Origin of the sequence: Pseudonocardia sp., from assembly GCF_025965585.1 — a bacterium.
GTDB lineage: Bacteria > Actinomycetota > Actinomycetes > Mycobacteriales > Pseudonocardiaceae > Pseudonocardia.
This window is the reverse complement of the sequence record NZ_JAOPWR010000088.1, coordinates 1-10,683: the sequence shown is the minus strand read 5'-3', so window position 1 is coordinate 10,683 and position 10,683 is coordinate 1. Positions and strand designations below refer to the sequence as shown.

Sequence of the window (10,683 nt, the reverse complement as noted above, 5' to 3'; positions counted from 1 at the left end):
TCGCACTCGCCGGGTCCGCGGTGCCCGATCCGTCCCAGCTCCTGGCCGAGGGCGGCGGCCGCCGCAGGGGAGTGGGCGAGCGCGCTGTCCACCTCACCGGCCGCGGCCAGGTCGCGCAGGACCGAGTCGGTGCGCATCAGCGCCGCGAGCCGGTCGACCGCCAGCATCGTGCGGGCCGACTCCAGGCGCTCGAGGGGGATGGCGGGCGCCCCGGCCTTCGAGGTCTTCTCGTGGATGTTCTCCGCCGCACCGACCAGCACCACCCCGAGCGCGGCGGCCGTCCACGCCTGCGCCATGCGGTCGCGGGCGAGCCGGGCGTGGGCGTGCAGCCGGGCGTCGTCCAGCGCAGCGATCGCGCCGGTGTCGAGTGCCTCCGCCCGGGACGCCGCGTTCACCGTCTCGGCTGCGGTCCGCAAGTGCCGGGCGATCCCGAGCAGGCGCCGGACCACTCCGGCCTGCGCCCGCGCGGCGGCGAGCCCGCTGACGGTCTCGGGCCGGCCCTCGGGGTAGATCGCCCAGTCCTCGGGGATGGAGGCGAAGGCCTGCCGGCGCATGCTCTCCTCGCTCCAGCCGGGCAGGTTCGCCACGGTCAGGATGCTGATCGAGGCGTTGAGAAAGACGTGGTGGCCGTAGACGGCGTTGACGCGGCTGGTCCACTCGGCGGCCGCGAGGCCCTCGAGGCCCATCATCCAGGCGAGCGCGGCGTTGGCCCGGCGCAGAGCGCCGGCATGGACGTCGATCGACAGCGCGGTGAGCGGTCCGGGCAGTGCCTCGGACGTGTTGGCCGCGCTGTGCACCGGGAAGCGCGGGTCGATGTGCTCGTCGAACTCGCCCTCGCATCCCTCCGGGGCCGCGCTCCGCAGCGGGTGGCCGTCGTGCGCGGGCAGCCGGGCGGGGATGACGTCGGCCGGCAGCGGGATCTCGGCCGGGCGGGCCACCGCGCCGCCGTCACGGACGTCGCGCCCCTGCAGACCGCGGACCAGGTCGGCGAGGGCGTCGGCGGCGGTCCATCCGGCGTGGAACGCGGGGTCGGCCGTGAGTGGGGACGGTGCAGGTGGTGCGGTGAGCCGGGGGTCGCGGGCGATGCCGGCGGCGCGCAGCGCTCGGCGCACGTCCTGACCGGTGACGGTGCCGGGGGCGGCCAGCACGACGGTGCCGGTGGCCGAACCCGAGGTCAGCTCGATGACCAGGTGGCGGGCGACGTCGTCGGGATGGACGAGCTGCCGTGGCGCGGTGGGCGGGGCGGCGAGCAGCCCGGCCAGCGTCCGCACCTCCGCGGCGCCCGCGCGCCGTCCGGCGAGGGGGGCAGTGCGCACCAGCAGTGCGGTGGGATTCGCCGCCCACGCCCGCTCGGCGCCCCGGTCGTCGGGCAGCAGGACGACGGTGCGCGTCGCGGTGTCGGCGAGGCTCGTGTCCCCGGCGAGATCCAGGACGGCGTCGACGTCGTCGAGGACCTCCGTGGCCGGCCCCCGGTGCATCGTGATGCGCCTGTCGAGCTCACGGAGCGCCGCGTCCCCGGTGCCGACGACGTCATGCCCCGCTGCCAGCAGCGACGCGGCAACGGACCGCCCGAGACCGTCGGTGACGTTGGTGATCAGGAACCTCATAGCCGTCCTCTCGACGCGGGGCGCGGTGAGTGTGGCATGTCGCGGCACACGGAAGCTAGCCGATCCGCCGAATCGGGTTACTCTTTTCTCGTATTACGGATCTAGACCCGGGTAAGCTGCGCGCGTGGATCAGCTCCCGGTCTGGGCCGCCGCGCCGCGGCACACGGTCAACGATCTCTTCGCCGACGCGGTGCGCCGCCACGCGACCGTCCCTACCTCGACTTCTCCGGCGAGGTGTTCACCTACGCCGAGGTCGGTGCCGGCGCGGCGCGGGTGGCGGGGGGCGGGGGGCTGCGCGCGCTCGGGGTGGAGCGGGGCGACCGCGTCGTCGCCCTGCTCGACAGCCATGTCGACGCCGTCGCGGTGTGGATCGGCGTCAACATGCTGGGCGCGATCTGCGTGCCCACCAACACCGCGTACAAGGGCGAGTTCCTGCGCCACCAGGTGTCCGACGCCGGTGCCGGTGTACCTGTCGATGCTCGTCTACACCTCCGGCACCACCGGCCCCTCCAAGGGCTGCATGATGAGTCACAACTTCATCGCCAACGTCGTCTTCGGCTCGCTGGACGGTCGCCGCGAGGGCGACGTCATCTGGACGCCACTGCCGCTGTTCCACCTCAACGCCTCCGCCACCACCGTGCTGGCGACGGCGTTGCAGGGGAACAAGGCCTGCATCTACCCGCGGTTCTCGCTGCGCAACTTCTGGCCGGAGATGCAGCGCACCGGCGCCACGCTCGTCACGCTGCTCGGTGCGATGATCCCATTGATCGCCCGGCTCGACGACACGCCGGAGATGCTGGCCTGCAAGGGTCGGATCCGGAAGGCGGGTGGCGCCCCCTACCTGCCGGAGATCGCACGGATCTACCAGGAGCGTTTCGGTGTGGAGGCCGTGGGCAGCTCGGTCTTCGGCCTCACCGAGACCACGTTCCTCACCCGGGCCCCGCAGGACGAGCCCATCCGCCCCGGTACGGCGGGCAAGCTCACCGACGACTTCGACGTCCGCATCTTCGACGACGAGGACAACGAGCTGCCCGTCGGTCAGGCGGGCGAGATCGTGGCGCGCCCGCGCAAGGCGCACGTCATGTTCTCCGGCTACTGGAACCGTCCCGAGGCCACGCAGGCCGTCATGACCAACATGTGGTTCCACACCGGCGACATGGGTCGTTTCGACGACGACGGCCGGCTCTACTTCGTCGACCGCAAGAAGGACTACCTGCGCCGTCGCGGGGAGAACATCTCCAGTCAGGAGGTGGAGGGCACCTTCCTGCAGCACCCCGACATCACTCAGGTTGCCGTGCACGCCGTGCCCAGTGAGTTCACCGAGGACGACCTGAAGGTCACGGCCGTGCTGCGCGCGGGCGCGACCATCACCGAGGAGGAGCTGTGCCGGTGGTCGATCGACCGGCTGCCCTACTTCGCCGTGCTGCGCTATGTCGAGGTCCGTGACGAGCTGCCCAAGAACCCCACCGGCAAGATCATGAAGTACCAGCTGCGTGACGAGGGCGCCACCTCGGCCACGTGGGACCGCGAGACCGCCGACATCGAACTCGCGAAGCGCTGAGCGACGCTGGCGGAGCGAACATCGACACAGGGAGACGCATGCCGCTGCAGCCGTGGATGAAGATGCTGTCCACCGACGACCACCTCATCGAGCACCCGAAGCTCTGGTCGGGCCGCCTCCCGAAGAAGTTCCTCGAGGCCGGTCCGCACATCGTCGAGCAGCCCCGGCCGAACGGCGGCCCGCCGTCCGAGGTCTGGTCCTACGAGGGGCGGATCTTACCCCTACATCGGGCTGAACGCGGTGGCCGGCAAGAAGCCGGAGGAGTTCGGCGCTGAGCCCACGCGCTACGACGAGATGATCCCGGGTTGTTACGACCCGAAGGCCCGGCTCGTCGACATGGACATCGACGGTGTGTGGGGCGCGCTGTGTTTCCCGTCGTTCCCGCGGTTCGCCGGCACGATCTTCCTGCAGGGGGAGGACCGCGAGCTCGCTGCCCTGTGCGTGCAGGCGTGGAACGACTACATGCTCGACGAGTGGTGCGCCACGGCGCCGGACCGGTTCATCCCGCTGGTAATCCTGCCGCTGTGGGACGTCAAGGCCTGCGTCGCCGAGATCCACCGCACCGCGGCCAAGGGCGCCAAGGCCATCGCGTTCCCGGAGAACCCGGTGCCGCTCGGTCTGCCGTCGTTCCATACCGACCACTGGGACCGCGTCCTCGCCGCCGCCGAGGAGACCGGGATGCCGCTGTGCCTGCACTTCGGTACGTCGGGCAAGCCACCCATCACCGCACCCGAGGCGCCGATGGCCGTGATGATCGCACTGTTCGGCTGCAACTCGATGTACGCCACGGCCGACCTGCTGTTCTCCCCGGTGCTCCACAACCACCCGAACCTCAAGATCGGGCTGTCGGAGGGTGGCATCGGCTGGATGCCCTACATGCTCGAGCGACTGGACACCACCTGGGAGCGGCACCGCTCTACCAGAACATCAACCAGGACGCGTGCCCCTCCGACCTGTTCCGCAAGCACATGCACGGCTGCTTCATCGACGACCGGTTCGGTGTGGAGAACCGCTACGACGTCGGCATCGACAACATCACCTGGGAGTGCGACTACCCGCACTCGGACTCGTACTGGCCCAAGAGCCGCGCCTACGCGGCCGAGGTGCTCGCCGGACGTCCCGGACGACGAGGTGCACAAGATCGTGGAGCTGAACACCCGCAGCCTCTACAACTTCCCCGCATGAGCAGGCCGGAGTCGGAGCGCTCGGACTGGACGGAGCAGGACCTGCTCACCCGGTTCGAGGCCGGCACGCGCGTGCGTGCGTGCGGAGATCGTCGAGACCGAGGAGTCCCTGGCCGGCCTCTCCCAGGGGGACGAGCGCGACCTGGTGGAACGGCGCCTGCGGGCGCTGCGCGAGCTGGCAGGCGACCTCCCACAGTCCTGACCGGGAACAGGCGAACCGCCCACCGGACGGTGGGCCGTTCGCCTGTTCCCGGCGACAGGTCAGCCAGTGGCCGTGATCGCCAGCTCGGGGCAGGCCGCTGCGCCGTCACGGGCCTGTGGCTCCAGATCGGGAGCGACCTCGGGGGCGGGGATGCGGCAGTAGCCGTCGTCGTCGAGGTCGTAGACGTCCGGGGCCACGGCGAAGCACCGGGCGTGGCCGGTGCAGCGGACGATGTCGACGGTGACGTGCACGAGGGTCTCCTCAGGATCGTTGCCGTCAGCGGGCGCGGGCGGCCTGCTCGAGCGCGCGGACGTGCGCATGCTCGTTCACGCTCGCGACGTGCCGGCGTCCCGAGCGCCCCACGAGCACGCGGCTGACTGACGTGTAGTCCGGGTGGAAGGTCATCAGCGCCTCAAGGCCGAGCGCTTCGGTGAGCACCGCGTTGATCACGCCACCGTGGCAGACGACGGCGACCACCCCATGGGGTTGGGCGGCGACGATGCGGTCGACGGCGCTCGAGACCCGGCCGCGGAACGCGGCGACGAGCGCTCGGCCCTCGTCGCTGTGCAGCCGGGTGAGCCACTCGTTGAGCATGTCCTGGCTCGACGCGGTGGCAGGGCCACGGGCCTCGATGGGCACGTAGGAGTCCTCGCCGACCGTGAGCTCGCGGAGGCCGTCGTCGAGCACCGGCGTGAGGCCGTGCCGGCGGGCGAGCGGCTCGGCGGTCTGCTGGGCCCGGCGTAGCGGGCTGCTCCAGATGGCGACGAGCGGCTCGCCGGCGAGAGCGGCGGCCACGGCCTCCGCCTGGGCCGTGCCCTCGGCGTCGAGGTCGGGGTCCGGCTGTCCCTGAGCGGCGTACAGGCGCATCGGTCGGGCGTGCCGGATCAGCAGCAGCTCCATGAGCGTCCTCCCCGGTCGTGGCGCCCACAGCGGCGTTTGCAGCTCTAGATTAGTCAGATCCGACGAGAGATCCAAGCTTGTCGCGTATGAATCATCTAACGAAACTAGGGTCAGGGATGTGCGATCAGGACAGCACATCGACCACCTGCCGATGCGACTTGCGCAGGACGTGCGGCCGCACCGACTCCATGTGCGTGGTCCAGAAGGTCTCCGCGGCAGCGCCGTCGCGGCAGCGGACGATGTCGACGAGCTTCTGGTAGGCCCGCAACGCGCGGCGGTTCTTGCGGTCGCGTTCTGCGGGCGGGGACTCCGACTCGCCGTAGGCGGTGACGAGGTGCTGGGAGATGACCTCGCCGAGCATGCCGATGAACAGCGCCAGGGTCTGGTTGCCCGAGAGCTCGACGATGCGCTGGTGGAAGCGGACCGTGGCGGCGGCGAAGCCTGCCGGCTCGTCGAGCGAGGCCTCCACCTTCCCCAGCTCGGCGGCCAGCTCCTCGTGGTCGGCCTCGGTTCCGTGCTCGGCCAGGCGCCGGGCGGCCGCGGGCTCGATCACCGTGCGGGCCTCGTAGACATCGTTGAGTGTGGTGCCGCTCAGCGTGAGCAGCAGCCCGAAGATCGGCGCCGCAGCGTCCGGGCCGGGAAGCCGGACGCGGGCTCCGCCGGGCGGACCGCGGCGGATCTCGATCAGTCCGTTGGCCTCGAGCAGTCGGAACGCCTCGCGCAGCGTCGGCCGGGAGACCCCGAAGCGCGTCATGAGGTCCGGCTCGGTGGGCAGCCAGTCGCCCTCGGTCAGCTCCCCCCGAGCGATGAGCTTGCGGATGCGGTCGGCGACGACCTCCGCCATCTTCCGGGGCCGCACGCGGTCGGGTGAACTCACCCTCCTGAGTCTAGACCCGGGCACGACCCGATGATCGCGTATCCCGACGTCACCGGGTGTCGGTGGCTGCGAGCGCGGCCAGCAGCGCGGGCAGCGCGAACGGGACCACGACGAGCGGGACGCCGGCGGCCACCGCCGCGGCGATGCCCTCGTCGGTGCCGAGCACGTCTCCCCGCGCGGGACGATCCGCGCGCAGCGCGTCCCGCCAGGCCTCACCGGCCGCATCCAGGTCGACGACGTCGGCGTCCGGCGGCAGCGGGTCGACGGCGCGGTGCACGCGCAGCGGGGCCAGGGGCGCGGCCCACTCGACGAGCCGGGCCAGGTCGGCGACGCCGGCCTCGTCCACATCGCGCACCCGGCGCTCGCCCAGCCACACCTGCCCGGTGGACCCGTCGACGGTCACCGTCCGCCCGGCGAGGGCCGTGACGGTGCGTGGCCCGCAGCCGACGACGCACGGCCGGCCGATCTCCCGGCTCACGACCGCCGCGTGCGACGTCGAGCCGCCGTGCTCGGTGACCACTGCGGCGGCGGCGATCATGCCGTGCAGGTCGTCGGGGCTGGTCGTGGCGCGGGCCAGGATGACCTGCTGGCCGTCGTCGGCGCGATCCTCGGCCTCGTCCGGGTCGGTGACGACGATCCCCGTCACCAGGCCCGGGCACGCGGGCTCGCCGCGGGCGACGGGCCCGGCCTCCGCGCTCCCCGAGGAGTCCAGCTCGGGGCGCAACACCGTGCGCACCTGATCGGCGGAGACGCGGGCCACCGCCTCCTCCGGGCTGATCTCGCCGGCGTCCACCATGTCGACGGCGGCGCGCACTGCAGCAGCGGGCGCACGCTTGGCCACCCGCGACTGCAGCAGCCAGAGCCGTCCGGCCTCGACCGTGAACTCGATGTCCTGGATGTCGCGGCCGGTGCGTTCGAGGGTGTCGGCGGCGGCCAGCAGCTCAGCGTGCACCCCGGGCAGCTCGTCGGCGAGCTCGGCCAGTGGACGTGGTGTGCAACGCCCGGAGACGACGTCCTCGCCCTGGCCGCGAGCCAGCCACTCGCCGTAGGCGGGCTTCTCGCCCGTCATCGGGTTGCGGCTGAACAGCACACCCGTGCCCGACGTGCCGTCCAGGTTGCCGAACACCATGGCCTGCACCGTGACGGCCGTGCCGCCCGCGTCGGCGATGCCGTGATGGCGGCGGTAGGTACGAGCTCGCGGTGACTGCCACGAGTCGAAGACCGCACAGATCGCGGCGCGCAGCTGCTCCCACGGATCGAGCGGGACCGGCCCTCCGACCACGGAGGTGTAGAGCTCCCGGAAGCGGCGGTGGGTGTCGGCGGCGTACTCGGGGCTGCTCGCCTCCGCCGCGAGCGCGGCCTCGACGGCGTCGGTGATGCCCAGGTTGAGGACGGTGTCCATCATTCCCGGCATGCTCGTGGCGGCGCCCGACCGCACCGAGACCAGCAGCGGGTGGGTCGTGTCGCCGAAGCCGCGCCCGGTGACCCCCTCCAGGTGGTGCACGCCCGCGACGACGCGTTCCCAGAGGTCGTCACGCAGGCGCCTCCCGGCGTCGACGTAGCGGGCGCACTCGCCGGTGACGACGGCGAACGCGGGGGGCACCGGCAGGCCGAGTGCCCGCATCCGGTTAATGCTCCATGCCTTGCCGCCGATCGCGTCCCTCGACGCCGAGCTGGTGCCGTCGAGGACCTCGACCGGCGCGTCGTACGCGGTGGCGAGAGGCATGACATCTCCTTCAACAGTGGCATCAGTCGTCTAGTTCCGTTAGATTCTCGCAAGCCCGAGGAGGGGATGCAATGACAGGTGACGGTTGTCCGCCGGGCGGTCTGCGCTGGACCGACGGGCGGTGTGTCCCCGCCGGGGTGGTGAACCCACCGGCCACCTGGGTCCTCGACTACGGGGTGACGGCACTGGGCGTCATCGTCCTGGTCGGGCTCACCGTCCATGCGGTGCGGCAGCGCCGCCTCACGTGGTGGCTGCTGCTGTCGGTCGCCTCGGCCTCCACCTGGTGGCTGGAGACGTTCGGGGACTGGGGCCAGCACCTGAGCTACAGCCCGAACTTCCTGCACTACCACCTCGACTGGCCGTTCACCGCCGCGCACAACCCGGCGTGGATGCCGGTGATGTACGCCGTGTACTGGGTGGCGCACGCGTGGGCGATCCTGCGGCTCGCGCAGTGGTGGACCAGTCGCAAGCCCGGCCGCAGCATCGGGCACGGCATCCTCGTGCTGTCGGTGCCGCTGACGTTCGTCTGGAACCTGGTGATCGAGGGTTTCGCCGCCTACATGGGCTGGTGGACCTACGAGCCGGCGATCGGGCCGTTCATCGACATGGGCCGGGGCAACTGGCCGCTGCTGTGGCCGATGCTGCTGATGTTCGGCTGGATCAACCTCATCGCCTACGTCGTCGGCCTGCCCGAGGAGGTCCGCCGGTTCAACTGCCTGGAGCGCACCCTGAGGCTGGACCGGCTGCTGCGCCGTCCCGGATGGGCCCGCCGCCCCGCGTCCCGGGAGGCGGGCGGCGACTGGGTGGTGCTCACCGCGCTCCCCGAGGTGGATCTCGACGACCCGGCGAGCGGCACAGCCCGGTTCCAGGTCGTCCGGTTCGTGGGCACGATCGCCTACTTCAACGCCACGTTCTTCCTCACCCTCGTCGTCCCGCTCGTCGGGCTGCGGCTGATCACGGGCTGGGGCTCACCGTTCCTCCCCTGAGGAACCCTGCGACCCTGGAGCCTGCTCGTGCGCGTGGTGGTGATCGGTTCGGGTGCCGGCGGCGCCGAGACGAGGTCGTGGCTGACCCGCCGGGGTCACGAGGCCCACGGGTTCCCGGAGCTCACCACTGGCTCGTCCGACCTCGCCGGGCCCCGCGGCGGCCGACACCCGGAACGGCGATGTGCCGGCACGGGCGTTGGAGGGGGTGGCGGCGGTCGTGCACCTGCGGCCGTCCCTCCGTTCGCACTCCCGGACCCACGCTGCCGGGCCGGCGGGTGTCGGGTCGTTGCTGGCCGCGCTGGCGGCAGCGGGGCATCCGCGACTCGTCGTCGGCTCGTCGGCGACGGTCTACGGGCCGGCCGGTCGCGGCGTGCGCCGGGAGAGCGAGCCGCTGCGACACAGGGGAGCGTCGCGGGTCCGCGATCTGATCGCCGCGCGACGATGATCGCGGCACGGTGCCCGGGGGCGTTGCGGGTGCGCGCAGCCACCATCCTCGGACGCACCGCCGGCGGACGGATGCCCCGGACCTTCACGGGCCGACGGGAACCTCTCGAGGCGCCCCCACGAGCCGCTGGAGCCCGATGGTGAGCTCACCGGGATCGTGCCCACCGGCACGGCAACCGGGCTCGTGCGCGTGCTCGACGTCGACTCCGACGAGTGCTCCTGCCGGGCGAGGTCCTGGCGGTCAGGTTCACCGACGTGGGATGGACCCCGTACTTCGCCGTCGCCGCGGCGGTGGTCGTCGATGTCGGCGGCCAGATGTCGCACGAGTTCGGCATCCCGTGCGTGGTCGACACCGGCGACGGCAGCGAGCGGCTCCGCACGGGCAGTGCGTGCGGGTCGATGGAGCCGCTGGCCACGTCGTGGCCCTGGACTGAACCACAACGAAAGAAGGACCTGATGCGCGTGCTCGTCACCGGTGCCACCGGGGTGTTCGGCCGAGCTCTGTGCGAGCGGCTGTCCGGACGCGGCGACCACGTCGTCGCCATGGCCCGCCGTGCGCCGGAGCGGCCGATCGCCGCCGCAGAGTTCCGGGCCGGTGACGTCCGGGACTCGTCCGCGGTCAAGGATGCCGTGGCCGGCTGTGAGGCGGTGGCGCACCTGGCCTGGGCTTTCGCGCCGCTCGAGACGCGCGCCGCTACCGAGGAGCTCGACGTCGGCGGAACCCGCAACGTCGTCGAGGCGATGACCGCGACGGGATGTCGCAGGCTGGTGTTCTCCTCCTCGGTGCTCGCCTACGGTGCGATCCCTCGCGGCGGCAGGCTGCTCGACGAGGACGAGCCGTTGTGCCCCGATCCCGACCACCTCTACGGCACACACAAGCGGATGGCCGAGGACGTGATGTTCTCGGCCGACATCGACGCGGTGGCCGTGCGAGCGGGCGTCACAGCCGGGCGGTCGAGCTACGACAACACCATCCACCGGTTCCTGTCGGGTCCGGTGCTGATCGACGCCTCCGACGGGGACCGGGCCTGGCAGCTTGTGCACCCCGACGACGTCGGCCGGCCGTGCGCCGGCTCGGCGCCGAGCTGCTCGCGGAAGCGGTGTCAGCGGGCGCGGCGGCGGCGATGACCGATGCGCTGCTCGACGCGCGGACCGGGCTGGCGGTGGACCGGGTCGCCCACGCGGCAGCCGTGGCC

At 72.0% G+C, this 10,683-nt stretch carries 11 protein-coding genes and 1 pseudogene; 7 read left to right on the top strand and 5 right to left on the bottom strand.

Annotated features, from left to right (window positions below):
* Positions 1–1,607: hypothetical protein (locus JWR81_RS05675; protein WP_297647560.1), on the bottom strand; the 1,607-nt coding region annotated here is incomplete at its 3' end.
* A 234-nt stretch (positions 1,608–1,841) separates the two neighbouring features.
* Here JWR81_RS05675 and JWR81_RS34255 point away from each other — a divergent pair.
* The 5 genes and pseudogenes from JWR81_RS34255 to JWR81_RS05655 form a co-directional block, all read left to right on the top strand.
* Positions 1,842–2,078, top strand: a pseudogene (locus JWR81_RS34255) (AMP-binding protein); the annotation flags it as partial.
* Positions 2,079–2,082: 4 nt separating this feature from the next.
* On the top strand, positions 2,083–3,168 hold the full coding sequence (locus tag JWR81_RS05670) for an AMP-binding protein (RefSeq protein WP_367278739.1): 1,086 nt from the start codon (positions 2,083–2,085) through the stop codon (positions 3,166–3,168).
* A 38-nt stretch (positions 3,169–3,206) separates the two neighbouring features.
* A complete protein-coding gene (locus JWR81_RS05665; RefSeq protein ID WP_297647554.1) occupies positions 3,207–3,443 on the top strand; it encodes a hypothetical protein in 237 nt (78 codons plus the stop codon).
* Positions 3,409–4,353 carry an amidohydrolase family protein gene (locus JWR81_RS05660; protein WP_297647551.1) on the top strand — a complete coding sequence of 315 codons (945 nt, stop codon included), beginning with the start codon at positions 3,409–3,411 and terminating at the stop codon, positions 4,351–4,353. The genes JWR81_RS05665 and JWR81_RS05660 overlap by 35 nt, the downstream gene beginning before the upstream one ends.
* Before the next feature lie 75 nt (positions 4,354–4,428).
* The gene (locus tag JWR81_RS05655) at positions 4,429–4,554 is read left to right on the top strand and encodes a hypothetical protein (RefSeq protein ID WP_297647549.1); all 126 of its coding nucleotides are present in this window, start codon (positions 4,429–4,431) and stop codon (positions 4,552–4,554) included.
* A gap of 59 nt (positions 4,555–4,613) precedes the next feature.
* Here the strand turns inward: JWR81_RS05655 and JWR81_RS05650 are convergent, their stop codons facing one another.
* From JWR81_RS05650 to JWR81_RS05635, 4 genes are all read right to left on the bottom strand, one after another.
* A complete protein-coding gene (locus tag JWR81_RS05650; RefSeq protein ID WP_297647546.1) occupies positions 4,614–4,805 on the bottom strand; it encodes a ferredoxin in 192 nt (63 codons plus the stop codon).
* Positions 4,806–4,830: 25 nt separating this feature from the next.
* On the bottom strand, positions 4,831–5,454 hold the full coding sequence (locus JWR81_RS05645) for a histidine phosphatase family protein (protein WP_297647543.1): 624 nt from the start codon (positions 5,452–5,454) through the stop codon (positions 4,831–4,833).
* A 124-nt stretch (positions 5,455–5,578) separates the two neighbouring features.
* The gene (locus JWR81_RS05640) at positions 5,579–6,331 is read right to left on the bottom strand and encodes a FadR/GntR family transcriptional regulator (RefSeq protein ID WP_297647541.1); all 753 of its coding nucleotides are present in this window, start codon (positions 6,329–6,331) and stop codon (positions 5,579–5,581) included.
* Positions 6,332–6,380: 49 nt separating this feature from the next.
* Positions 6,381–8,057 carry a pyruvate, phosphate dikinase gene (locus JWR81_RS05635; RefSeq protein ID WP_297647538.1) on the bottom strand — a complete coding sequence of 559 codons (1,677 nt, stop codon included), beginning with the start codon at positions 8,055–8,057 and terminating at the stop codon, positions 6,381–6,383.
* Positions 8,058–8,128: 71 nt separating this feature from the next.
* Here JWR81_RS05635 and JWR81_RS05630 point away from each other — a divergent pair, with 71 nt between their 5' ends.
* Together JWR81_RS05630 and JWR81_RS05625 are read left to right on the top strand one after the other, a co-directional pair.
* Positions 8,129–9,043, top strand: coding sequence for a hypothetical protein (locus tag JWR81_RS05630; RefSeq protein WP_297647535.1), 915 nt, complete (start codon positions 8,129–8,131; stop codon positions 9,041–9,043).
* 699 nt (positions 9,044–9,742) lie between these two features.
* Positions 9,743–10,615, top strand: coding sequence for an NAD(P)-dependent oxidoreductase (locus JWR81_RS05625; protein ID WP_297647532.1), 873 nt, complete (start codon positions 9,743–9,745; stop codon positions 10,613–10,615).
* The last annotated feature ends 68 nt before the right edge of the window (positions 10,616–10,683 follow it).

What these genes read in the sequence shown, in the direction of transcription:
- JWR81_RS05670 (WP_367278739.1), top strand. Translation starts at nt 2,083, where the DNA reads ATGCTCGTCTACACCTCCGGCACCACCGGCCCCTCCAAGGGCTGCATG.
- JWR81_RS05665 (WP_297647554.1), top strand. Translation starts at nt 3,207, where the DNA reads ATGCCGCTGCAGCCGTGGATGAAGATGCTGTCCACCGACGACCACCTC.
- JWR81_RS05645 (WP_297647543.1), bottom strand. Translation starts at nt 5,454, where the DNA reads ATGGAGCTGCTGCTGATCCGGCACGCCCGACCGATGCGCCTGTACGCC.
- JWR81_RS05635 (WP_297647538.1), bottom strand. Translation starts at nt 8,057, where the DNA reads ATGCCTCTCGCCACCGCGTACGACGCGCCGGTCGAGGTCCTCGACGGC.
- JWR81_RS05630 (WP_297647535.1), top strand. Translation starts at nt 8,129, where the DNA reads ATGACAGGTGACGGTTGTCCGCCGGGCGGTCTGCGCTGGACCGACGGG.